Source organism: Amycolatopsis sp. NPDC088138 (genome assembly GCF_044741685.1).
Taxonomy (GTDB): Bacteria; Actinomycetota; Actinomycetes; order Mycobacteriales; family Pseudonocardiaceae; genus Amycolatopsis.
Genome location: NZ_JBIUTB010000012.1, coordinates 29,134 through 51,460 on the forward strand (window position 1 = coordinate 29,134; position 22,327 = coordinate 51,460).

19 protein-coding genes are annotated in these 22,327 nt (G+C 72.1%); 10 read left to right on the forward strand and 9 right to left on the reverse strand.

Going from position 1 to position 22,327, the window contains the following annotated elements; translation table 11 throughout:
- Positions 1 to 42 precede the first annotated feature (42 nt).
- Both scpB and ACIOD2_RS48635 read left to right on the forward strand, forming a co-directional pair.
- Complete coding sequence (gene scpB / locus ACIOD2_RS48630) at positions 43 to 876, forward strand: SMC-Scp complex subunit ScpB (RefSeq protein ID WP_400553063.1); 834 nt, start codon at positions 43 to 45, stop codon at positions 874 to 876.
- A complete protein-coding gene (locus ACIOD2_RS48635) occupies positions 863 to 1,615 on the forward strand; it encodes a pseudouridine synthase (protein WP_400552829.1) in 753 nt (250 codons plus the stop codon). Before scpB ends, ACIOD2_RS48635 begins: the two co-directional genes overlap by 14 nt.
- On the opposite strand, the gene ACIOD2_RS48640 is transcribed toward ACIOD2_RS48635, so the two are convergent.
- On the reverse strand, positions 1,594 to 2,409 hold the full coding sequence (locus tag ACIOD2_RS48640; protein WP_400552830.1) for an SAM-dependent methyltransferase: 816 nt from the start codon (positions 2,407 to 2,409) through the stop codon (positions 1,594 to 1,596). The genes ACIOD2_RS48635 and ACIOD2_RS48640 overlap by 22 nt on opposite strands.
- 66 nt (positions 2,410 to 2,475) lie before the next feature.
- On the opposite strand from ACIOD2_RS48640, the gene ACIOD2_RS48645 reads away from it, so the two are divergent.
- Positions 2,476 to 4,338, forward strand: coding sequence for a Xaa-Pro dipeptidyl-peptidase (locus ACIOD2_RS48645; protein ID WP_400552832.1), 1,863 nt, complete (start codon positions 2,476 to 2,478; stop codon positions 4,336 to 4,338).
- Here the strand turns inward: ACIOD2_RS48645 and ACIOD2_RS48650 are convergent.
- From ACIOD2_RS48650 to ACIOD2_RS48670, 5 genes are read right to left on the reverse strand one after another with little or no spacing between them, the layout of a single operon-like run.
- A complete protein-coding gene (locus ACIOD2_RS48650; protein ID WP_400552834.1) occupies positions 4,335 to 4,472 on the reverse strand; it encodes a hypothetical protein in 138 nt (45 codons plus the stop codon). The genes ACIOD2_RS48645 and ACIOD2_RS48650 overlap by 4 nt on opposite strands.
- On the reverse strand, positions 4,454 to 5,062 hold the full coding sequence (locus tag ACIOD2_RS48655) for a hypothetical protein (protein WP_400552835.1): 609 nt from the start codon (positions 5,060 to 5,062) through the stop codon (positions 4,454 to 4,456). Before ACIOD2_RS48655 ends, ACIOD2_RS48650 begins: the two co-directional genes overlap by 19 nt.
- 1 nt (position 5,063) lies before the next feature.
- Complete coding sequence (locus ACIOD2_RS48660; protein WP_323325838.1) at positions 5,064 to 6,257, reverse strand: cation:proton antiporter; 1,194 nt, start codon at positions 6,255 to 6,257, stop codon at positions 5,064 to 5,066.
- A 7-nt stretch (positions 6,258 to 6,264) separates the two neighbouring features.
- A complete protein-coding gene (locus ACIOD2_RS48665; protein WP_400552837.1) occupies positions 6,265 to 6,747 on the reverse strand; it encodes a cation:proton antiporter regulatory subunit in 483 nt (160 codons plus the stop codon).
- Positions 6,748 to 6,783: 36 nt separating this feature from the next.
- Positions 6,784 to 7,152, reverse strand: a complete 369-nt coding sequence (locus ACIOD2_RS48670) for a DUF4267 domain-containing protein (RefSeq protein ID WP_400552838.1) — start codon at positions 7,150 to 7,152, stop codon at positions 6,784 to 6,786.
- Between the two features lie 91 nt (positions 7,153 to 7,243).
- On the opposite strand from ACIOD2_RS48670, the gene ACIOD2_RS48675 reads away from it, so the two are divergent.
- The 6 genes from ACIOD2_RS48675 (at position 7,244) to ACIOD2_RS48700 (ending at position 16,981) form a co-directional block, all read left to right on the forward strand.
- The gene (locus ACIOD2_RS48675) at positions 7,244 to 7,840 is read left to right on the forward strand and encodes a TetR/AcrR family transcriptional regulator (protein WP_400552840.1); all 597 of its coding nucleotides are present in this window, start codon (positions 7,244 to 7,246) and stop codon (positions 7,838 to 7,840) included.
- 465 nt (positions 7,841 to 8,305) lie between these two features.
- Positions 8,306 to 9,010 carry a (d)CMP kinase gene (gene cmk, locus ACIOD2_RS48680; RefSeq protein ID WP_400553064.1) on the forward strand — a complete coding sequence of 235 codons (705 nt, stop codon included), beginning with the start codon at positions 8,306 to 8,308 and terminating at the stop codon, positions 9,008 to 9,010.
- A complete protein-coding gene (locus tag ACIOD2_RS48685) occupies positions 9,007 to 9,666 on the forward strand; it encodes a lysophospholipid acyltransferase family protein (protein ID WP_400552842.1) in 660 nt (219 codons plus the stop codon). The genes cmk and ACIOD2_RS48685 overlap by 4 nt, the downstream gene beginning before the upstream one ends.
- A gap of 16 nt (positions 9,667 to 9,682) precedes the next feature.
- The gene (der, locus tag ACIOD2_RS48690) at positions 9,683 to 11,152 is read left to right on the forward strand and encodes a ribosome biogenesis GTPase Der (protein ID WP_400552844.1); all 1,470 of its coding nucleotides are present in this window, start codon (positions 9,683 to 9,685) and stop codon (positions 11,150 to 11,152) included.
- Between the two features lie 364 nt (positions 11,153 to 11,516).
- Positions 11,517 to 15,461: a Pls/PosA family non-ribosomal peptide synthetase gene (locus tag ACIOD2_RS48695; RefSeq protein ID WP_400552846.1), complete on the forward strand. Its 3,945-nt coding sequence runs from the start codon at positions 11,517 to 11,519 to the stop codon at positions 15,459 to 15,461.
- A 104-nt stretch (positions 15,462 to 15,565) separates the two neighbouring features.
- Positions 15,566 to 16,981, forward strand: coding sequence for a M1 family metallopeptidase (locus ACIOD2_RS48700; RefSeq protein ID WP_400552848.1), 1,416 nt, complete (start codon positions 15,566 to 15,568; stop codon positions 16,979 to 16,981).
- Here the strand turns inward: ACIOD2_RS48700 and ACIOD2_RS48705 are convergent.
- Positions 16,978 to 17,610: a hypothetical protein gene (locus tag ACIOD2_RS48705; RefSeq protein ID WP_400552850.1), complete on the reverse strand. Its 633-nt coding sequence runs from the start codon at positions 17,608 to 17,610 to the stop codon at positions 16,978 to 16,980. The genes ACIOD2_RS48700 and ACIOD2_RS48705 overlap by 4 nt on opposite strands.
- Positions 17,611 to 17,708: 98 nt before the next feature.
- Here ACIOD2_RS48705 and ACIOD2_RS48710 point away from each other — a divergent pair, with 98 nt between their 5' ends.
- Positions 17,709 to 18,611: a peptidylprolyl isomerase gene (locus ACIOD2_RS48710; protein WP_400552852.1), complete on the forward strand. Its 903-nt coding sequence runs from the start codon at positions 17,709 to 17,711 to the stop codon at positions 18,609 to 18,611.
- A gap of 144 nt (positions 18,612 to 18,755) precedes the next feature.
- Here the strand turns inward: ACIOD2_RS48710 and ACIOD2_RS48715 are convergent, their stop codons facing one another.
- Both ACIOD2_RS48715 and ACIOD2_RS48720 read right to left on the reverse strand, forming a co-directional pair.
- Positions 18,756 to 20,501 carry an FAD-dependent oxidoreductase gene (locus tag ACIOD2_RS48715; RefSeq protein ID WP_400552854.1) on the reverse strand — a complete coding sequence of 582 codons (1,746 nt, stop codon included), beginning with the start codon at positions 20,499 to 20,501 and terminating at the stop codon, positions 18,756 to 18,758.
- The gene (locus ACIOD2_RS48720) at positions 20,498 to 22,267 is read right to left on the reverse strand and encodes a maleylacetate reductase and hydroxyquinol 1,2-dioxygenase domain-containing protein (protein ID WP_400552856.1); all 1,770 of its coding nucleotides are present in this window, start codon (positions 22,265 to 22,267) and stop codon (positions 20,498 to 20,500) included. The genes ACIOD2_RS48715 and ACIOD2_RS48720 overlap by 4 nt, the downstream gene beginning before the upstream one ends.
- Positions 22,268 to 22,327: the final 60 nt, after the last annotated feature.

Here is a 22,327-nt window from a genome sequence, read left to right on the forward strand (position 1 = left end):
ACCACGCCGGCCGAGACCGCTGCGCCAGAGACCGCCGAGACCGTGGTCGCAGAGGTCGAGGCCCCGGAACCGCCTGCGTCCGCCGCGGCCGAGCCGGCCTTCGACGAGGCCCTGTCCGGCGAACCGGTGACCGAGGACGGCCGGCCGGAGGAACCGCTGGTGGAGCCGGTACCCGCCGAAGAGGCGGCTGCCGAGCCGGAGCCGGAAGCGTCACTTTCACGTGAAAGTGACGCTCCCGCGGAAGCGAGTGAAGACGCCCCGGCCGAGCCGGGCCCCGCCGATCCCGAGTCGGACCTCGTCGCCGCCGGGGACGTCGACTCGATGCCCGACATCAGCTCCGACGAGGCGCTCGAAGCCGCGCTCGAGGCGTTGCTGCTGGTCGTCGACTCGCCCGCCAGCGAAGATTCCCTCGCCGAGACGCTGCAGCAACCGCGGGCGCGCATCGTCGTCGCGCTGCGGACGATGGCGCAGAAGTTCACCGACCGCGTCAGCGGGATCGACCTGCGGCGAGTCGGTGAAGGGTGGCGGTTCTACACTAGGGACGTCTATGCACCGTTCGTGGAGAAGCTCCTGCTGGACGGCCAGCGGTCGAAGCTGACCCGGGCCGCGCTGGAGAGCCTCTCCGTGATCGCGTACCGGCAGCCGGTGACCCGTTCCAGGGTCGCCGCGGTGCGCGGCGTGAACGTGGACGGCGTGATCCGGACGCTGCTCGCGCGCGGCCTCATCGCAGAGATGGGGACCGACCCCGAGACGACCGGGACGCTGTACGTGACGACCGAGCTGTTCCTGGAGCGACTGGGGCTGTCGTCACTGAACGACCTGCCCGCCATCGCTCCGTTGCTACCCGAAGTGGACACCATCGATGACTTCCAGTGAACACCCCGACGGCATCCGGCTGCAGAAGGTGCTGTCGCAGGCCGGGGTCGCGTCCCGGCGTGCGGCGGAGGACCTGATCGTCGCCGGCCGGGTCGAGGTGAACGGCGAGGTCGTCACCGAGCTGGGCCGCCGCGTCGACCCCGACGGGGCGATCATCCACGTCGACGGCACCCGCGTGAACCTGCGCGACGACCTGATCTACCTGGCGCTGAACAAGCCCAAGGGCGTGCACTCGACGATGTCGGACGACCGCGGCCGCCCCTGCGTCGGCGACTACCTCAAGGGCCGCTACGAGGAGACGCCCGGCGTCGTGCACGTCGGCCGCCTCGACGAGAACACCGAGGGCCTGCTGCTGCTGACCAACGACGGTGACCTCGGCCACCGGCTGATGCACCCGTCCTACCGGGTGCTCAAGACCTACCTCGCCGAGGTCGACGGCCTGGTGCCGCGCGGGCTCGGCAAGGAGCTGCGCAGCGGCTGGGAGCTGCCGGACGGCATCATCAAGGTCGACCAGTTCCGGGTCAAGGACATGCACTCCGGCAAGTCCCTGGTGGAGCTGGTCATCCACGAGGGCAAGAAGCACATCGTGCGCCGCCTGCTCAAGGACGCCGGGCACCCCGTGCTCAAGCTGGTCCGCACCGCGGTCGGTGACGTCCAGCTCGGCAACCAGCGCGTCGGCTCGATCCGCCGCCTGACCAAGGTCGAGGTCGGAACGCTTTACCGCAACGTCGAGCTCTGACGCACGGCGGTGACGAACCCGTCCGGGGTCTGCTCGTCCTGGCGGCCGTAGCGCGCCGCCAGCGCGGAGCGGGTGACCGTGGCGGGTTCCCAGCCGTGCTCGCCGAGCCACCGCGGGGCCTGGTCGCCGAGGCCGCCCTTCCACAGGCGCGTGACGTGCTCGCCGTCGGGGGTCGCCTTGGCCCGGGTCAGCAGGCTGTCCGGGGTGTCGGTCGTCCCGTGCTCGAACGACACCCGGCTGCCCGGTGCGGACAGCTCGCTCACCGTGGTGAGCATCCGGTCCGCGTCCTCGCGGGACAGGTAGACGAGCAGGCCTTCGGCCAGCCACGCGGCCGGGACGCGCGCGTCGAACCCGGCGGTGCGCAACGCGGCCGCCCAGTCACCGCGCAGGTCCACGCCCACGGCGACCCGCTCGCACGACGGTTGCGCGCCCTGCCCGGCCAGCACCCGGTCCTTGAACGCCAGCACCTCGGGCAGGTCGAGTTCGAACAGCCGTGTCCCGGGCGGCCAGGGCAGCCGGAACGCCCGCGCGTCGAGGCCCGCGGCGAGCAGGACCACCTGGGGGCACCCGGCGTCGAGCAGGTAGTCGTCGTAGAAGCGGGTGCGGATCGCGACCTGCGAAGCGAAGATCTGGCCCAGTCCGTCACGGGTCGCCGGCAGCACCGAGCGGCCCGCGGCGTAGAACGCGGTGGCGTACGGGTCGTCGAACAGCCGATCCGGGCGGCGGCTTTCCAGGGCGCGTAACGCGGCCACGCCGACGGCCGTGCGGCCGACCGCGGGCAGGGACTCCGTCATGACCGCCAAGCTACCCCCGACTTTCCGCCGTGGCGGGAACGATCTCCGCCTCGTAGCGTGACCCGCATGCGATCCGGTCTGGTGTGCGGAGTCCTCGCGGTGGTCCTGTTCGGCGCGCTCGCCCCGGCGGTGGCCGCGGCGCCCCGGAGCAGTGAACCCGTGTACGACTACACGAAGGCGATCCGCGAGACCGTCTGGGTCGACATCGGCCGGGACGGCGACGGCGACGGCAAGCCCGACCGGGTCGCCGCCGACATCGTGCGCCCGTCGGAACCCGCGGCGGCGGGCACCAAGGTGCCGGTGATCATGGACGCCAGCCCGTACTACTCGTGCTGCGGGCGGGGCAACGAGAGCGAGCTGAAGACCTACGACAGCGCCGGTAAACCGGTGAAGTTCCCGCTGTTCTACGACAACTACTTCGTGCCGCGCGGCTACGCGGCGGTGCTCGTGGACCTGGCCGGGACGAACCGCTCGGCCGGGTGCGCGGACGTCGGCGGCGCGTCCGACGTCGGCTCGGCCCGCAAGGTCGTCGACTGGCTCAACGGCCGCGCGACCGGCTACAGCGCGAAGACCGGCGGCAGTGCGGTGAGCGCGAGCTGGAGCACCGGGAACGTCGGCATGATCGGCAAGTCCTACGACGGCACGATCGCCAACGGCGTCGCCGCGACCGGGGTCGCCGGGCTGAAGACCATCGTGCCGATCTCCGCGATCAGCTCCTGGTACGACTACTACCGTTCCGACGGCGCGACCTTCGGTTTCGACCCGGCCGGGCTGGCGCAGACGGTCGAGGCGAACAACAGCGGGCAGAACTGCGCGGCGCAGAACCAGGAACTGGCCACGGGCGCGACGGCCAACGGTGACTACGGGCCGCTCTGGGCCGCGCGGGACTACGTCGCCCAGGCGCGCAACGTCCACGCCAGCGTGCTGGTTTCCCACGGTGTCAACGACCTCAACGTCAAGACGATCAACTTCGGGCAGTGGTGGGACGCGCTGGCCGCGAACCACGTCGAGCGGAAGATCTGGCTCGCGCAGACCGGGCACGTCGACCCGTTCGACTACCGGCGTTCCGACTGGGTCGACCTGCTGCACCGGTGGTTCGACCACTACCTGCTCGGCGTCGACAACGGCGTGCAGAACGGCCCGATGGCCAGCGTCGAGCGGCAGCCGGACCAGTGGGCCGACCAGCCCGCCTACCCGGCCGCGAAGGCGGTCGCGACGGCGTTGCGCCCGCAGGCCGGCGGCAAGCTCGGCACGGCCGCGGCGTCCGGCACGGCGTCGTTCACCGACAACCCGAACGTCGGCGAGGACACCTGGGTCACGAACCCGGGCAGCGCGGCGCTGACCTACTCGACCGGCACGCTGGCGTCGGACCTGCAGGTGTCGGGGACGTCTTCGCTCACGGTCACGGCGACGCCGAGCACGTCGTCGGCGCGGCTTTCGGCGCTGCTGGTGGACCTCGGCCCGGCGACGATCCGCAACTTCGCGGGCAGCGGCGAGGGCATCAAGACGGGCACAGCGGAGAACTGCTGGGGCTCGTCGGCGACGGGTGACGACGCCTGCTACCGCGTGACCTCCGCGGATCCGAAGAAGGTGAACTACACGATCCTCAGCCGTGGCTGGGCCGACCTCGCGAACTACGCTTCCCTTGCGCAGGAACGGGTTCTGACGCCGGGCACGGCGTACACGATGACGTTCCGGCTGGCGTCCACCGACCACGTCGTGCCGAAGGGCCACGCGCTGGCGCTGATCATCGGCGGCACGGACGGCAGCTTCATCAGCGGCCCGGCCCGTCCCGGGCGCGTGACGCTGGACCTGGCGAAGACGTCGGCGTCGGTCCCGCTGGCGGGTGTCCTGCCGGCGGCGTCGACCCACCCGACCCTCGGCGGCGGCGCGTTCGTGCCGTCCGCGAGCCGGGCGGGCCTGGGCTAATCCGGGTCGTACTCCCGGGAGAGCACGTCGACGCGGCCGGTGCCGGGGTCGGCCCGCACGGTGTCCAGGCCCATCGAGTCCAGTCCGGCGATCGTCTCGGCGTGTGTGGTCGTGTTCAGCGCGAGCATGCCCACCGGGACGTCCCGGCCGCGTCGGCGAGGAGTGACTGCATCAGCCGGTCCGCCGTCGCCGAAGGCAGGTCCTCGTCGACCGCGATGTGCACCATCAGGTGCTCGGCGCCCGTGGCGAGCCGCCGCGCGTTCGAGACCCACACCGTGCGCACCGCCGGGAACTCCCGGATCCGCCGGACCGCGCCGTCGCGCAGGGCCACCGCCACCGGGTGCCGCGACCAGCTGAGCTCCAGCTGCTCGCCGGGGGCCTGCTGACCACGCTCCTGCAGCGTCTCCCGCAGCAGCGGCACCGGCACGCGCGCCCAGCCGCCGGTGGAGAACAGGGCCAGTACGTCTACGCCGGTGTCGCCCGTGATGTCCAGCAGCCGAAGCGCGTCGCAGCGGACGGCCCCGTCGGCAGCGGGCAGCAGCTGTGCGCAGCACGTTTCGCTGACGTAGCCGGGCAGCACGGGTTTGCCGTCCTCGCCCTTGAGGAACAGCACCGAGCCGTCCGGGCGCACCGGGACGTACACCCCGTGGTCCACGAGCGCGGCGAGGATCTGCGGCCCGTCCCGTTCCTCGCGGTCGAGGACGGCGGCGAGAGCGGAGTTCACGTCAGCTCGCCTCGGCGGGTGCGGTCTTCGCGGCCGACTTCCGTTGCAGGGCACGGGCGACCGGCTCGACGACGCGCGCGGCCGTCGGGCCGAGGATGGCCATCAGCAGGACGTAGGCCGTCGCCAGGGCGGCCAGCTCGCCGTCCACCGCGCCCGCCGTCACCGCCAGGCCGGCGATGACGATCGAGAACTCGCCGCGGGCGACCAGCGAGGCCCCGGCTCTGGCCCGGCCCATCTTCCCGATGCCCTGGCGGCGCGCGGCCCACCAGCCGGTGGCGACCTTCGTCAGCGTCGTCACCACCGCGAGCACCACGGCCCAGCCCAGGACCGGCGGGATCGACGCCGGGTTTGTGTTGAGCCCGAACACCACGAAGAACACCGCGGCGAACAGGTCCCGCAGCGGCTCGAGCATGTGCGTCGCGTTCTCCGCCGTCGAACCCGAGATCGCGATGCCCAGCAGGAACGCGCCGACCGCGGCCGACACCTGCAGCGCCGACGCGATCCCGGCCACCAGCAGCGCCGCGCCGAGCACCTTGAGCAGGAACACCTCGCGGTCCGGGCTGTCGACGGCGGCCGAGACGTACCGGCCGAACTTGAGCGCGATCACCAGGACCACGGTGATCACCAGCAGCGAGATCCCGACGGCCTCCATGCCGCCCAGCAGCGAGACCCCGCCCAGCACGGCGGTGAGGATCGGCAGGTAGAGGGCCATCACGAGGTCCTCGAACACGAGGATCGACAGCACCACCGGCGTCTCGCGGTTGCCGAGCCGGCCGAGGTCGCCGAGCACCTTCGCGACGATCCCGGACGACGAGATGTACGTGACACCCGCCATCACCATCGCGCCGACCGGGCCCCAGCCCAGCAGCAACGCGACGGCCGCGCCGGGGGCGGCGTTGAGGACGATGTCGAGCAGTCCCGCCGTCCAGGAGCGGCGCAGCCCGGTGAACAGCTCGGCCGCCGAGTACTCGAGGCCGAGCAGCAGGAGCAGGAGCACGACGCCGATTTCGCTGGCGAGGTGCGTGAAGCCGCCGATGTCGGTCAGCGGGATCAGCCCGCCGGAGCCGAAGCAGAGGCCGCCGAGCAGGTAGAGGGGGATGGGGGAGAGGCCGATCTTCCCGGCCAGGCGCCCGAGCGCGCCCAGCACGAAGAAGACCGCCCCCAGTTCGATCAGGGACAGCGCGGTGTGGTCCATGGTGCGCTCAGCCGTACTTCAGGATCTTGACGGCGGCCTCGAGACCTTCGCCGGTGCCGACCGCGACCAGCAGGTCGCCTCCGGTCAGGGTGAAGTCCGGCGCCGGTGAGGGGTGCACCTGGCCGGCCCGCGCCACCGCGACCACCGAAACCCCGGTGCGGGTGCGCATGGCCGTGTCGCCGAGCGTGCGGCCGTCGAACGGCCCGGACGGCTTGATCGGCAGCTGCCGGGTGCTGATCCCGGGCAGGTCCCGGTGCTCCTCGGTCAGCTGCGCGACCAGCTGGGGCGCGCCGAGCAGGTTGGCCAGCGCGCCCGCTTCGTCGGCGGTCAGCGGGATCGAGGCGACGCAGGTGTCGGGATCGTCGGTCTTGGACACGATCAGCTCGATGTGCCCGTCCCGCTGGGTGACGACGCCGATGCGGCGGCCGGTACGGGTGGCGAAGTCCTTGCGGACCCCGATGCCGGGCAGGGGAGTTACTTCGACGTTCACCTAACCACCGTAACCCACGTGTCCGATTCGCGACGTTCAGCCGAGGAGGAGCAGGCCCGACGCGATGACCATCACCAGGGCGGTCAGGCCGTGGACGCCGAACGCGATGGCCTTCTTCCCACCGTGGCGCAGGACGATCAGCATGTCGAGGACGGGCCAGACGGCCGCGGCGAGGAAGGCCCAGCCGAGCGCGTGCGGGTCGCCGTAGATCATCAGGGCCAGCGGGATCAGCCCCGCGCCGATGTCACGGCCGCCCTTGACGTTGAGGAAGCTTTCGGCGTTTTCGGGGACCTCGGTGAACCCGAAGCCCGCGGCGATCTTGGCCGGCGCGAAGAGGTAGTTGAGGCCGACGTAGATGATCCCGAGCGAGACGATCGCGACGAGGACGTATCCGGCGACGAGCATGGGGTTCCCTCCAGTTTTCTAGCGTTGCTAGCGATACTAGCAACGCTAACCTAGCGACGCTAGATTGTCTAGCAGTGCTAGTATCGGCGGCATGACCCAGCGACAGCGCCGTGTGCGCGACCGATCCGAACGCGGACAGCGGATCGTCTCCGCGGCCAGAGAGCTGGCCGAGGCGGAGGGCTGGGACGCCGTCACCACCCGGCGGCTCGCGGCGCTGATCGAGTACAGCCAGCCGGTGCTCTACAGCCACTTCCCGGGCGGCAAGGACGCGATCATGGCGGCGGCCGCGCTGGAGGGCTTCGCCGAGCTGGCCGAGGTGCTGGCTTCGGCCCGCGAAGGCGGTGTCGCGGGGGTCGCGGGGGCGTACGTCGCCTTCGCCGAGGCCAAGCCCGCGCTCTACGACGCGATGTTCACGCTGGCTTCGGACCTGCCCTTCGCCCAGGACGACACCCCGCCCGTGCTCCAGGAGGCGTTCGCGGGCCTGTACGCGGTGGTCGAGCCGGTCGCCGGCGGGCAGGCGCCGGGCACGCTGACCGAGGTGTTCTGGGGCGCGCTCCACGGCCTGATCACGCTGGACCGCGGCCACCGTCTCTCCCCGGAGAACCACGCGGATCGGCTGGCGGTGGTGGTGGCCCGCTTCGGCGCGCTTCCCGCCTCGCCGCCCACGCCGCCGACTCCGACGCCGTGAGGGGCACCTTCAGGGCTTGGTGAGTCGTGAGGGGCACCTTCAGGGACTTAAAAGCCATGAGGGTGCCCCTCACGGCTTCGCACACGTCGGCGGCGCGGGGCGGCCGGGCCGGGCAGCTCGCGTACTCAGATGGACGACTCGCGTGCCCAACTGGACGACTCGCGTACTCAGAGGGTCGGCTTGCGTGTCTGGAGGGTCGACACGCGTGATTGGGGCGACGACACGTGTGTCTGGGGGGTCGACACGGTGGGAGTCGGCCGCGTCGGCCGGTTCCCGCCTTGCCGCTGGTGCCGTGAGGGGCACCCTCAGGGACGGAAGGGCCGTGAAGGTGCCCCTCATGGCGTCGCGCGCGGGGGTGGGGCGCGGGCCGACTGATCTCCTCCGTACCCCGCCCGGCAGAATGGGGTACGGCCCGAACGAGACGAGAACGCGAGGAGAGTGCCGGTGACGGGAGCCCTACGTGGTGTGGTCGCGCTGGACGGCCCGTCGGGGACCGGGAAGACCACCGTCGCGCGCAAGCTCGCCCAGCGCCTCGGCGCCGGCTACCTCGACACCGGCGCGATGTACCGGATGGTCACCCTCGCCGTGCTGCGCGCGGACGTCGACCCGGCCGATCCCCAGGCCGTCGCGAAGCTCGCCGACCACGCCGACTTCGCCATCGGGACCAGCCCCGACCGGCCCGAGATCCGCCTCGCCGGCCAGGACGTCGCCGCCGACATCCGCGGGCCCGAGGTCACCAAGGCCGTCTCGCCCGTCTCGGCCGTGCCGCACGTGCGTGAGCTGCTCGTCGCCCGGCAGCGGCGGATCATCGACGAGGTGCTCGGCGGCGTCGGCGGCATCGTCGTCGAAGGCCGGGACATCGGCACCGTCGTCGCGCCGGACTCGCCGCTCAAGGTCTACCTGACCGCGTCGGCCGACGTCCGCGCTTCGCGGCGCAGCACCCAGGACTCCGCGGCCGGCCGGAAGTCGTCGGTCTCGGACGCGCTGGCGAGCGTCGAGCGCCGCGACCACCTCGACTCGACCCGCGCGACCTCGCCGCTGCGCGCGGCCGAGGACGCCGTCCACGTGGACACCTCGGAACTGTCCATCGACCAGGTGATCGTGGCGCTCAGCGAACTGGCCAGCCACCGCGGCCTGCTGGTGGGGTGCAACGCCGAGGTAGCTCGATGAAAGCTGACGGACTGCCCGAGGGCTCCGTCGGCTGGCTCCACGACGCCGGGCGGCTCTTCGGCCGGTACCATCTGCGGGCGGTCTTCCGGATCCGCGTCCACGGCCGCGAGCGCATGCCCGCGTCCGGGCCGGTGCTGGTGGTCGCCAACCACAGCTCGTTCGTCGAACCGCAGCTGATCTTCGGAATGCTGCCGCGGCGCTCGGCGTTCCTGGTCAAGGCCGAGCTGTTCGCCGGGATCGTCGGGAAGTTCTTCCTGGCGATCGGGCAGATCCCGCTCAAGCGCGGCGCGATCGACCGCAAACCGCTGATGACGGCGGTGGGCGTGCTGAAGGACGGCGGTGTCGTCGGGATCTTCCCGGAGGGCACCCGCGGTGCCGGGGACGTCGGCGCGGCCGAACGCGGCGCGGCGTGGCTGGTCCGGGCGTCCGGCGCGGTCGTGCTGCCGGTGGCGACGCGCGGGACGCTCAAGCCCGCGAACGGCAAGAGGCGCTGGCGCCCGCGCGTGGACATCCTCGTGGGGGAGCCGTTCTCGCCGAAGGTCGGACCCGGGAAGACCGGGCTCGACCAGGGCACCGAGGAGCTGCGCGGCGAGCTCGCGGCGCTCGTGAAGACTTTGGACGATTGGCGTGCCGAAAACGGTTTCGGTACGCCATAAGGGAAATTGGGTAGTGATGGAAGAGTTGGACAGCGTCGGCGAAGTCGACGGCACCTGGTCGGACGAGACCGAGTTCGCCAGGATCGACGCGCAGATCGACGCGGCCGAAGCGGCCGAGGAGGCCGCGCTCGCGCAGCCGGTGCTCGCCGTGGTCGGCCGGCCGAACGTGGGCAAGTCCACGCTGGTCAACCGCATCATCGGCCGCCGCGAAGCCGTGGTGCAGGACGTGCCGGGTGTCACCCGCGACCGCGTCGCCTACGACGCCTACTGGGGCGGGCGCAAGTTCACCCTGGTCGACACCGGCGGCTGGGAACCGGACGCCACCGGGCTGCAGGCCTCCGTCGCCGCCCAGGCCGAGCTGGCCATGCAGACCGCGGACGCGATCCTGCTGGTGATCGACGCCTCGGTCGGGGCCACGGCCACCGACGAAGCCGCCTCGAAGGTGCTGCGCCGCTCGAAGAAGCCGGTGCTGCTCGTGGCGAACAAGGTCGACGACGACCGGCTGCTCGCGGACACCGCGTCGCTGTGGTCGCTCGGCCTCGGCGAGCCGCACCCGGTCAGCGCGCTGCACGGCCGCAGCTCCGGCGACCTGCTCGACGCCATCCTCAAGACCTTGCCCGAGGCGCCGCGCGAGGGTGCCGCCGCGACGTCGGGCCCGCGGCGCGTCGCGCTGGTCGGGAAGCCGAACGTCGGCAAGTCGAGCCTGCTGAACAAGCTGTCGGGCGAGGAGCGCTCGGTCGTCGACTCGGTGGCCGGCACCACGGTCGACCCGGTCGACTCGCTGGTCGAGCTGGACGGCGAGACCTGGCGGTTCGTCGACACCGCGGGCCTGCGCAAGCGGGTCAACTTCGCCGCGGGCGCCGAGTACTACGCCTCGCTGCGCACCAAGACCGCGATCGACGCGGCCGAGGTCGCGGTCGTGCTGCTGGACGCCGGCGAGCCCATCTCGGAGCAGGACCTGCGGGTGCTGAGCATGGTCGTCGAGGCCGGGCGCGCGTGCGTGCTGGTGTTCAACAAGTGGGACCTGGTCGACGAGGACCGCCGCCACGCCATGGTCCGCGAGCTGGACCGCGGCCTGGTCCGCGTCCCGTGGGCGGAGAAGGTCAACGTCTCCGCGCTGACCGGCCGTTCGGTGCGCAAGATCGCCCCGGCGCTGCGGACGGCGCTGGCGTCGTGGGACAAGCGGGTGCCGACCGGCCAGCTCAACGCCTGGCTGTCCGACCTCATCGCGGCCACCCCGCCGCCGGTGCGCGGAGGCAAGCAGCCGAAGGTGCTGTTCGCGACGCAGGCGGGCATCCGGCCGCCGACGCTGGTGCTGTTCACCACCGGCTTCCTCGAGGCGGGCTACCGCCGGTTCATCGAGCGGAAGTTCCGCGAGCAGTTCGGCTTCGAAGGCAGCCCCGTCCGGGTGAATGTGCGCGTTCGCGAAAAGAACGCAAAGCCGAAGGCGGGCGGAAAAGCGGCACGTCCCTCCAAATCCCGGTGATTTCCTGGCCCGTTCCGGCGAACCCGCGGGACTGAACGGCCGACACGTGATTGCGCAGCCGGCACGCCTGATCACGGGGAGGACACGGCGAATCTTCGGCAAGACGCCGTGTCGACCCCGTAATCACGCGTGTCGGCGCCTCGATCACGGGGGTCCGTCCGGGGCGTGAGGTCCGACACTCCGCCGTGACCCACGAGATATCTTTCGTTCATCTTCGGTTACAGTGGAGGGTCGTTGCGGGCGCCTCATTCCGGAGAGCAAGCCCGATAGAGGCTCGCGGAAGGTGAGTGATGGGCTTGTCCGCCCATAGTTCGTTCCTGCACGTCTGCACCACGCTCGAAGTCGCGCTCGAGGTGACCGGGCGATGACCGTCACGATCGAGCCGGCCGAAACGGCTGCCGAGATCACCGCGCCGCTGCCCTGCGTCGCCGAGGTGACCCACGCGCCGTCGACGTCCCCCGTCGCCGACCGCGCCCTGTTCTGGTCCGGCCTCGGCGCGAGCGAGCGCACCCTGCTCGACATCCTGGCCGCCACGGCCGAGCGTCACCCCAACGCCGCCGCCATCGACGACGGCACCACCACCCTGACCTACCGCCGGCTCCTCGAAGAGATCGACGCCTACGGCCGCCGCCTGCGCGGGTACGGCGTCGGCGTCGGCGACCGGGTCGGCATCCGGATCTCCTCCGGCACCGCCGAGCTGTACGTCGCGATCCTCGCCACCCTGTCCGTCGGCGCCGCCTACGTGCCGGTCGACGCGGACGACCCCGACGAGCGCGCCGAGCTGGTCTTCGAAGAGGCCCAGGTCGCCGCCGTCGCCACCGACGGCAGGATCAACGTCCACAGCACCCCGGGCGGCCGCGAGGGCACCCCCGGCCCGGCCGACGACGCCTGGATCATCTTCACCTCCGGTTCCACCGGCAAGCCCAAGGGCGTCGCGGTCACGCACGCCTCCGCCGCCGCGTTCGTCGACGCCGAGGCCCGCCTGTTCCTCACCGAAGAGCCGATCGGCCCGGGCGACCGCGTGCTGGCCGGGCTGAGCGTCGCCTTCGACGCCTCCTGCGAAGAGATGTGGCTGGCCTGGCGCCACGGCGCCTGCCTGGTCCCGGCGCCCCGCGCGCTGGTCCGCACCGGCGTCGACCTCGGCCCCTGGCTGGTCGCGCAGCAGATCACCGTCGTCTCCACCGTGCCGACACTGGCCGCCCTGTGGCCCGCCGACGCCCTCGAAGACGTCCGCCTGCTCATCTTCGGCGGCGAAGCCTGCCCGCCGGAGCTGGCCGAGCGCGTCGCCGTCGAAGGCCGCGAAGTCTGGAACACCTACGGCCCCACCGAAGCCACCGTCGTCGCCTGCGCCGCACAGCTGACCGGCGAAGGCCCGGTCCGCATCGGCCTGCCGCTCGCGGGCTGGCAGCTGGCCGTGGTCAACGACGAGGGACAGCCGGTCGCCATGGGCGAAACCGGCGAGCTCGTCATCGGCGGCGCCGGCCTGGCCCGCTACCTCGACGCCGAGAAGGACGCCGAGAAGTTCGCGGCCCTGCCGTCCCTGGGCTGGCAGCGCGCCTACCGCTCCGGCGACATGGTCCGCGCCGAAACCGAAGGCCTGCTGTTCCTCGGCCGCCTCGACGAGCAGGTCAAGCTCGGCGGCCGCCGCATCGAGCTGGGCGAGGTCGACGCCGCGCTGCAGGCCCTCCCGGGCGTGCAGGGCGCGGCCGCCGCGATCCGCCGCACCAAGGCGGGCAACCAGGTCCTCGTCGGCTACGTCGTCCCCGCCGCAGGCGTGTCGTTCGACCACGAGCAGGCCGCGACCCGGCTGCGCGAGCACCTGCCCGCCGCGCTGGTGCCGCTGCTCGCCGTTGTCGAAGACCTGCCCACCCGCACCTCCGGCAAGGTCGACCGCAACGCCCTCCCGTGGCCGCTGTCCACTGTGGACGCCGCCGCGGCCGGGCTGTCGCCGACCCAGGCGTGGCTCGCCGAAGGCTGGGCCGAGATCCTCGGCGTGTCCGTCGACGACCCGAAGGCCGACTTCTTCACCCACGGCGGCGGCAGCCTGACCGCCGCCCAGGTCGTCGCGCGGATCCGCACCCGCCACCCGCAGGTGTCGGTCGCCGACATCTACCAGTACCCGAAGCTGGGCGCGCTGGCCGCGATGCTGGACGCCCTGAGCGGCCAGGCCACCGAACGCCGCGACATCCAGCCGACCAAGCGCCGCGCCGGCGTGATCCAGACGCTGCTGACGGTCCCGCTCATGGGGCTCGTCGGCCTGCGCTGGGCGACGCTCGCCGCCGCGCTGTCGAACATCCTGTCCCTGCTCGGGTTCGCCTGGGCGCCGACACTGCACTGGGCCTGGATCGGCCTGGCCTGGGTCGTGCTGTTCAGCCCGGCCGGGCGCATCGCGATCGCCGCGGGCGGCGCCCGCGTGCTGCTCTCCGGCGTGCGGCCCGGCACCTACCCGCGCGGTGGCAGCGTCCACCTGCGCCTGTGGACGGCCGAAAAGCTCGCCGAGTTCTCCGGCGCCGACAGCATCGCCGGCGCGTCCTGGATGACGACCTACGCCAAGGCGCTCGGCGCCCGCATCGCCAAGGACGTCGACCTGCACTCGCCGCCGCCGGTCACCGGGTTCCTCAAGCTGGGCCGCGGTGCCGCCGTCGAGCCCGAGGTCGACCTGACCGGGCACTGGGTCGACGGCGACCTCGTCCACATCGGCAAGGTCCGCATCGGCGCGGAGGCCCGGATCGGCGCGCGCAGCACGCTGTTCCCCGGCGTCCGCATCGGCAAGGGCGCCGAGATCGCGGCCGGGTCGACCGTCCGCGGCGCGGTGAAGGCCGGCCAGCACTGGGCCGGTTCGCCCGCCGCCCCCGTCGGCAAGGACGGCAAGGACGCGAAGGACGCGCTGAAGTGGCCGTCGAGCCGCCCGCCGCGCTCGCACTTCTGGGCCGGCGTCTACGGCGTGACCTCGGTGGTCCTCGGCTTCCTGCCGGGCCTCGCCGCCCTTTCGGGCGTGGTGGTGCTCGGCTACGCCATCGCCGGCGCGCCGACGCTGCTCGACGCGTTCACCCAGGCGCTGATCTTCGTGCCGGTCGCGACCGCCGCGTACTTCCTGACCTACATGCTGCTCGTGCTCGTCGGCGTCCGGTGCTTGAGCATCGGCATGGTCGAGGGTTACCACCCGGTGCACGGCCGCGTCGCGTGGCAGGTCTGGGCCACCGAGCGGCTGATGAGCATGGCCCGCGAAGGCCTGTTCCCGTTGTACGCCAGCCTGTTCACGCCGGTGTGGCTGCGGCTGCTCGGCGCGAAGGTCGGCCGCAACGTCGAGGCCTCGACCGTGCTCGCGCTGCCGAAGATGACCAAGGTCGACAGCGGCGCGTTCCTGGCCGACGACACCATGGTCGCCACCTACGAGCTCGGCCACGGCTGGCTGCACGTGGCCCCGGCCCGGATCGGCAAGCAGGCCTTCCTCGGCAACTCGGGGATGACCGCGCCCGGCCGTTCGGTGCCCAAGCGCGGACTCGTGGGTGTGCTGTCCTCGACGCCGCTGCGGGCGAAGAAGGGTTCGTCGTACCTGGGCATGCCGCCGCTGCCGGTGCGCCGCGCGATCGGCGACGCCGACACGAGCCGCACCTACACCCCGGCGCTGCACCTCAAGGCGGCGCGGGCGCTGGTCGAGCTGTGCCGGATCATCCCGGTCATGTGCGGGGTCGCGCTGACCGTCTCGGTCGCCTTCGGCCTGCTGTGGGCCGCGTCGGTGTTCGGGTTCGGTGTCGCCGTGCTGCTGGCCGGGCCCGCCCTGCTGGCCGCCGGGATCGTCGCGGCGCTGACCGCCACCGTCATGAAGTGGCTGCTGGTCGGGAAGTTCCGCGAGGTCGACCACCCGCTGTGGAGCTCGTTCGTCTGGCGCAACGAGCTGGCCGACACGTTCGTCGAGGCGCTCGCGGTGCCGTGGCTGATCGGCTCGATCGGCGGCACCCCGCTGCTCACGGCCTGGCTGCGCACGATGGGCGTCAAGATCGGCCGCGGGGTGTGGCTGGAGACGTACTGGCTGCCGGAGTCCGACCTCGTCGAGCTCGGCGACGGCGCGACGATCAACCGCGGCTGCGTCGTGCAGACCCACCTGTTCCACGACCGGATCATGAGCATGTCGCGGGTGACCCTCGGCGAGGGCGCGACCCTCGGCCCGCACGGCATCGTGCTGCCGGGCGCCGGGATCGGCGCGCGCACCACGGTCGGCCCGGGGTCCCTGGTGACCCGCGGCGACGAGGTGCCGGCCGACACCCGCTGGCTCGGCAACCCGATCTCCGCGTGGACGGGTAAGTAGAAGGTCACGAAGTACCCACCCGGCTCGCACGGAATCACCCCTCCGTGCGAGCCTGGTTTGACGTAGGCACTTGTGAAGCAGGTACGAGGAAAGGTTCGCGACGGGTGATTTCGAAGGCCTCCGCTCCCGCACCCGGCGCGGACACCTCCGGCGACTCCTACCTCCCCGCGCACGGCAACGGCGGCTACCGGGTCAAGCACTACGACCTGACCCTCGACTACAAGGTCGCCCCGAACCGGCTGTCGGCGTCGGCGGTGATCACCGCGGAGGCGACGCAGGCGCTCTCGCGCATCACCCTCGACTTCGGCGAGTTCCGGATCAACCGCGTGCTGGTCGACGGCAAGCCCGCGAAGTACCTCAAGCGCGTCCGGAAGCTCCAGGTCAAGCCGCAGAAGTCGATCGCCGCCGGCAGCGCGTTCGTCGTCGAGGTCAGCTACGTCGGCAACCCGCGCCCGGTGGGGAGCCGCTGGGGTGACGTCGGCTGGGACGAGCTGACCGACGGCGCGCTCGTGGCGAGCCAGCCGGTCGGCGCGCCGTCGTGGTTCCCGTGCAACGACCACCCGTCCGACAAGGCGACCTACCGGGTCGCCGTGACGACGTCGTCGCCGTACCTGGTCGCCGTCACCGGGGACCTGGTCGACCGCTACACCTCGGCGAGCACGACGAAGTGGGTCTTCGAACGGCACGAGCCGACGGCGACCTACCTGATGAGCGTGCAGATCGGCCGGTACGACGACATCGACCTGACCGGCGGGGGCTGGCTCGCCCGCGTGGGCGCGGCCGCGCGCCGGCTGAGTGTCGATTTCGGCCGTGAGAGCGGGCAGGTGGAGTCGGTCTTCGCGACCGTGCCGCAGCGCGCCGCCGTCCCGCCGCGGCTGCGCCGGCTGTTCGAGCACGACTTCGGCCGGCAGGGCCGGATGATGGAGGTCCTGCAGCGGCTGTTCGGCCCGTACCCGTTCGGCGAGTACCGGATCGTCGTGGCCGACGACGCCCTCGACGACCCGATCGAGGCGCAGGGCATGTCGATCTTCGGCGCCAACCACGTCGACGGCCGCCGCACGTACGAGCGGCTCGTGGTGCACGAGCTGGCGCACCAGTGGTTCGGCAACAGCCTGACGGTGGCCGACTGGCGCCACATCTGGCTGAACGAGGGCTTCGCGACCTACGCCGAGTGGCTGTGGTCGGAGGAGTCGGGCGGCGAGTCCGCGCAGTCGCTGGCCCGCACCTGGCACACGCGCATGAAGGCCAGGCCCGCGGACGTCCGGGTCGCCGATCCCGGCGTGGCGCGGATGTTCGACGAGCGCGTCTACAAGCGCGGCGCGCTGACCCTGCACGCGCTGCGGGCGGAGATCGGCGATCAGGCGTTCTTCGCGCTGCTGAAGGCGTGGACGACCGACCACCGGCACGGGCTCGTCACGACCGACGGGTTCGTCGCGATGGCGGAGGCGTACGCGGCCCGTTCGCTGGGGACGTTCTTCACGCGCTGGCTGGACACCCCGGCGCTGCCGCCACTGCCCTAGGTTTCGTAGACGGCCTGGGCGCGCCCGAGCCGGTACGCGCCGGCCGCGTCGCCCGCGAACTCCGGCTCGGCCTCGCCGAACTCCAGCGCCCGCCGCGCCAGCACGTACCCCATCTCCGGCGGGGACAGGTACCCGACGCGGAACGTCGTCCGGCGGCGCGTGTACCGCCCCTGCGTCACCTCGACGCGGTAGGCCGCGAGCATCGGGCGGCCGAGGCCGAGGTAGAGCGCCGCGGTGTCGGTGAGGATCTCGTTGCGCGCGCGGCCGTCGAACCGGATGTCGTTGCGGTGCAGGAAGATGTGCGTCACCTCGTGCGCCAGGACCGCCGGGACGTCACGCGGGTCGTGCACGCCGAGCGTCACGAAGTACTCCGGGCCGGGGCCGAGCTCGACCTCGCCGACGTGCCCGCCGAGCGCGTCGAAGGTGACGGTCACCCGGGTGTCGCCGATGCCGAGGTGGCGGGTCATCGCGGCCACGGTTCCGCCGGGCTCGGGCTCCCACGTGCCGAAGGCCTCGATCACCGGGCGGGACAGTCTCGTGTGGAGCTCGCGGATCGCGGCCCGGACGTCGTCGATGCGGTCGAACGTCCCTGGCGGCGCGACCGGGCGGGGCCGCCGGAGAAAGGCCATACCCGGTAGACGACCGGGCGGGCGGTGGAGTTCCTCGGCCGTTCCGGCCCGGACGGGTGGTCTTCCCGGCAGAATGGGGCCCGACGAGGGGAGCGCCGATGAGCGAGCCAGGGGGCGGGCCCGGTCAGCGGCCGCCTTACGGGTATCCGCAGTGGCAGCCGCCGGTGCCGCCGAAAAAGACGTCGCCGGCCGCCGTCGTGCTGATCACCGCTTCGGTCGTCGTGGTCGTGCTGATGGCCTTCGCGTTCCTGGCCTGGGGTTATCCCGGATTCCTGCGTGAGGAGGAGGCGAAAACGGAGATCGGGGTCCTGCCTGCCTCGTCGGCGACACTCGTGTCCCCGGTCCCGACGACGACCACGCCCGCCCCGCCGCCGGGCGGCCGGGCCGCGATGCCGAAGCGGACGACACCGCTCGCCGACCCGATCACCTGCGCGTTCACGCCCGCCCCCGGCACACCCGCGCCGAAGACGGCCACCCCGCCGCCGGACGGCCCGGCGCCGTCGTCGGGCACCGTCCCGGTGCGGCTCGCGACCAGCGCGGGCGGGATCGGGCTGACGCTGGACCGCGCGCTGGCGCCGTGCACGGTGGTGAACTTCCTGAGCCTGGCCAAGCAAGGGTTCTACGACGGCATGTCGTGCCACCGGCTCTCGGTGGCCGACGGGCTGCGGATGCTGCAGTGCGGCGACCCGGTCGGCGACGGCACCGGCGGCCCGGGCTACACGATCAAGGACGAGACGTTTCCCGGGCTGACGTACGGCCGCGGCATCCTCGCGATGTCCAAGACGTCCGAACCCGACTCGGGCGGCTCCCAGTTCTTCCTGGTCTTCGGCGACACGCAAATCCCGCCGGAGTACACGGTGTTCGGCAGCATCGACGACGCCGGCCTCGCGGTGCTGGACAAGGTCGCCGCCGCCGGCGTCGACCCGTCCAAGCCGGGCATCGGCGACGGCAGCGGCCCCCCGAAAACCCCGGTCACCTTCACCGCCATCACCACCCCGTGATCAAAGCGCCAACACGCGTGATTGGGGAGCCGACACGCGTGATTGGAGAGCCGACACGGCGGGCGGTGCCGATGCCGGCCGGGTCGACTCCTCAATCACGTGAGTCGACCCTTCAATCACGCGTGTCGACTCTCTGATCACGGGTTACGGGCGGGCCAGTAGTTCGCGGAGGGCGCTCAGCAGGGTGGGGGTCGCTGTGGGGGAGGTGGTGCGGCGGCGCCAGGCGATGTAGCCGTCCGGGCGGACCAGGAGGCAGCCGTCTTCGGCGATGCCGCTGAGGCGGGACCAGTCGCCGTAGGCGTCGCGGAGCTCCGGTGCGCCGATGAGGACCGCTCGCAGGTCCAGGCCGAGTTCCGCGCCCGCCTTGGCCGCGGCGTCGCGCCAGGCGGTGCCGGTCAGGCCGGTCAGGACCGTCCAGCGGCCGCCGCCGGCGACGTCCAAAGTGGACACCCGGCGGCCGTGCGCGCCGACCAGCCACGCGTGCGGAAGCTTCGCGCCCGGCTCGGTGCTGGGCCGGTGGAACAACTCGGGATCGCGCGGCGAATCCGCCGACGCGACGCCGTCGGGCAGCACCGCGCCGGAGACGTACCGCTGGTCCATCTCGACGCCGTGCGCGTTGAACTCGTAGTGCTTCAGCTCGATCGCCTTCTCCAGTTCACGCCGTTTCAGCGCGCCCTCGGGCGTCGGCGCGAGGCAGGTTTCGAGGCCCGCCGTGATGCCGTCGGAGTCGGTGTCGCCGGAGATGCCGAGCGCGGCGAAGATCGGCCCGAACTGGTCACGGCTGAGGTTCGCCCGGTCGACGATCTGCTTGCCGACCGGCGCGCGTTCGGCGGTGTAGCTGTCCAGCAGGCCTTCGCCCGCCTCGCCGCGCAGCACCATCGCGAGCTTCCACGCCAGGTTGTACGAGTCCTGGATGGACGTGTTCGAGCCGAGCCCGTTGGACGGCGGGTGCCGGTGCACGGCGTCCCCGGCGCAGAACACCCGGCCGTTGCGGTACTCCGTCGCGTAGTTGTGGTTGACCGTCCACAGGGACGTCGAGGTGATCTCGACGTCGAGGCCCGGGTCGCCGACGAGGTCGCGCACCAGCCGCGTCGCCTCTTCGACGTCGACCTCCGGCGGCGCCTGCTCGATGTCGTAACCCCAGGTCAGCAGCCACTCGTTCCACGGCCGCACCATCCGGACCAGGCCCATCCCGATCCCGCCGAGGTGCGCGCCCGGCCGCATCACCCAGTACAGCACGCTCGGCCGGTGGGCCACGTACGGCGCGAGGTCGGCGGTGAACGTGATGTTCATGCTGCCCGCCTTGCCGGTCTGCCCGGCGATCGGCAGCCCGGCCTGCTCGGCGACGCGGCTGCGCGCGCCGTCCGCGCCGATCAGGTACTTGGCGCGCAACGTGAACTCGTCACCCCGGACGCGGTCGAGGAACCGCGCGGTGACGCCGTCTTCGTCCTGGGTGAAGTCGAGGAACTCGGTGTCCAGCCGCAGTTTCGCGCCGCGCGCGGCGGCCTCGCTCGCCAGGATCGGCTCGAGGTAGGTCTGCGGCAGGTCGATCATGTGGCACGGGCTCGCGGCGCCGTACTCGGACGCCGACCCGGCCCCGGTGCCCCAGCTGGCGATCCGGCCGATCTCCGGCCCGGTCAGCGACGTGCACAGCACGGTGTCGCCCATCAGGTCCGGCGGCGTGCCGACGGCGAGGGCCTTGTCCTCGACGCCGAGGTCGCGGAAGACCTCCATGGTGCGCTGGTTGGTGATGTGCGCGCGGGGCGTGTTGGCCATCCAGCCGTACTTCGTCGCGAGCACGGTGGGGACGCCGTAGGTGGCGAGCAGCAGCGCCGCCGAACCACCCGCGGGGCCGCTGCCGATCACTATGACGTCGGTGTCGTAGGTCATGCGCTGCTCCCTGAGATGCGGAACGTGAACTCGAGCCGCCGCCCGGTTTCGCCGGGCTGCTCGGTGAAGTCGACGATCAGGCCGTCCTTGACGCCGAACACGGTGTCGGAGTCGAGGTACTCGCCCCCGGCGACGAACAGCTGGGTGATCAGGGTGCGGTAACCGGGCTTGGCGATCATGAAGTGCACGTGCGGGGCCCGGTAGGGGTGGCGCCCGACGACGTCGAGCATGTGCCCGACCGGGCCGTCGGCGGGGATCGGGTACGCGCTCGGCACGATCGTCGCGAACCGCAGCCGCCCGCCGGCGTCGGTGCGGAAGCGCGCCCGCAGCACCGGGCCGTCGACGTCGGGGAGCTGGACGTCGTAGAAGCCGTCCTCATTGGACTGCCAGACGTCCACGACCGCGTCCGGGACCGGGTTTCCCTCGGTGTCGACCACGTGGACATCCGTCCACAGTGGAGTACCGGGAAGGCCGTCGGCCAGATCGGCGCCCTGTGGCGTCTCCGGCGGGCCCTCGACGTAGAACGGGCCCAGCACCGCCGACGGCGTCGTGTCCGGCGTGCGCGAGTTCGTCAGGACGTCGACGACGCTCGACACACCGAGGGTGTCCGACAGCAGGATGAACTCCTGGCGCGTGTCGCTGGAGATCTGCCCGGTGCGGGTCAGGAAGCCGATCGCGTACTCCCACTCCTCCTGCGTGAGGTCGGTGCGGATCGCGTACCCGTGCAGCGTCTCGACGAGGTCGGTGAGCAGCTCGCGCACGCGGTCCGGCGCGCCCGCGAAGCTCTCGACGACCTGCCTCGTGAGCGCTTTCAGGCTGGGCGGGGCGGTCGGCCGGGTGCCGTTCACCGCTTGGCGCAGCAACTCCGCCTCCGGCTCGTCGGCGATGTCGGCCTCGGTGAGCCCGAGTTCGGCCAGCGAATGCGGGATCGGGAGCGACGCCGTCAGCTCGAAGACGTCGCTCGCGTCGTCGACACCCAGGTGCGCCATGACGTAGGGGAGGAGGACGGCGTGGGTTTCGGCGTGCGGCAGCCCGAACTTGCCGCCGAGGTGGTGGCACAGCTTGTGGTGCAGGCCCATCGAAACGCTGTCGAGGCACGAGCCCGCCAGCCACGCACCCCGCAGCGCGGCGGCGCGGGCGTCCACATCGGACGGATCGGCCACGATCCGCGGCAGGGCGTCCGTGAGCAGCCGGACGGCTTCCGCGGCGAGCAGGTCGGTCATCGGGTTGGCGTCCGGGGCGTAGCGGGCCTCGACGGCGTGGGCGAGCGCGTTGATCCCGCTGGCGGCCGAAACGGGCCCGGGCAGCGAGAGCGTCAGAGCGACGTCGTAGAGCACGACCTCGGGGCACACCTTCGGGGACCGCTGCGTGGTCTTGCGGCCGTCGGCCGTCTCGCCGAGGACCGACGTCAGCTCCGAGCCCGCGTACGTCGTGGGCACGATCAGCTGCGGCAGGTCGGTGCGCAGCGCGATCGCCTTGGCCAGCCCGGTGGCCGAGCCGCCGCCGACCGCGACGACACCGTCGACGTCGTGCTCGGCGACGACCTTCAGCGCGCGCTCGGTGACGTCGACCGGGGTGTGCATCGCCGCGTCCTCGAACCGCGCGGCCAGCCGCGGGCCGAGGAGCCGCGCGGCCCGGTCGCCGTAGCGCGGGCCGGCGACGAGCAGGACACGCCCGAGGCCCAGGCGATCGGCTTCGTCGCCGACGTCGTCGAGGGAACCGAACACCACCCGGACGGGGTTCGCGGCGTAGCTGAACGAGGTCATGTGACGCAGTATCAGCGGCTCGGCGGCGGCGGGTCCTGCACGTTCGTGCTGCGCCGAGGC

Excerpts from the sequence above, each read along its gene's own strand:
- ACIOD2_RS48635 (WP_400552829.1), top strand. The coding sequence starts at position 863 with ATGACTTCCAGTGAACACCCCGACGGCATCCGGCTGCAGAAGGTGCTG.
- ACIOD2_RS48640 (WP_400552830.1), bottom strand. The coding sequence starts at position 2,409 with ATGACGGAGTCCCTGCCCGCGGTCGGCCGCACGGCCGTCGGCGTGGCC.
- ACIOD2_RS48645 (WP_400552832.1), top strand. The coding sequence starts at position 2,476 with ATGCGATCCGGTCTGGTGTGCGGAGTCCTCGCGGTGGTCCTGTTCGGC.
- ACIOD2_RS48660 (WP_323325838.1), bottom strand. The coding sequence starts at position 6,257 with ATGGACCACACCGCGCTGTCCCTGATCGAACTGGGGGCGGTCTTCTTC.
- ACIOD2_RS48670 (WP_400552838.1), bottom strand. The coding sequence starts at position 7,152 with ATGCTCGTCGCCGGATACGTCCTCGTCGCGATCGTCTCGCTCGGGATC.
- ACIOD2_RS48675 (WP_400552840.1), top strand. The coding sequence starts at position 7,244 with ATGACCCAGCGACAGCGCCGTGTGCGCGACCGATCCGAACGCGGACAG.
- ACIOD2_RS48685 (WP_400552842.1), top strand. The coding sequence starts at position 9,007 with ATGAAAGCTGACGGACTGCCCGAGGGCTCCGTCGGCTGGCTCCACGAC.
- der (WP_400552844.1), top strand. The coding sequence starts at position 9,683 with ATGGAAGAGTTGGACAGCGTCGGCGAAGTCGACGGCACCTGGTCGGAC.
- ACIOD2_RS48695 (WP_400552846.1), top strand. The coding sequence starts at position 11,517 with ATGACCGTCACGATCGAGCCGGCCGAAACGGCTGCCGAGATCACCGCG.
- ACIOD2_RS48705 (WP_400552850.1), bottom strand. The coding sequence starts at position 17,610 with ATGGCCTTTCTCCGGCGGCCCCGCCCGGTCGCGCCGCCAGGGACGTTC.
- ACIOD2_RS48710 (WP_400552852.1), top strand. The coding sequence starts at position 17,709 with ATGAGCGAGCCAGGGGGCGGGCCCGGTCAGCGGCCGCCTTACGGGTAT.
- ACIOD2_RS48715 (WP_400552854.1), bottom strand. The coding sequence starts at position 20,501 with ATGACCTACGACACCGACGTCATAGTGATCGGCAGCGGCCCCGCGGGT.
- ACIOD2_RS48720 (WP_400552856.1), bottom strand. The coding sequence starts at position 22,267 with ATGACCTCGTTCAGCTACGCCGCGAACCCCGTCCGGGTGGTGTTCGGT.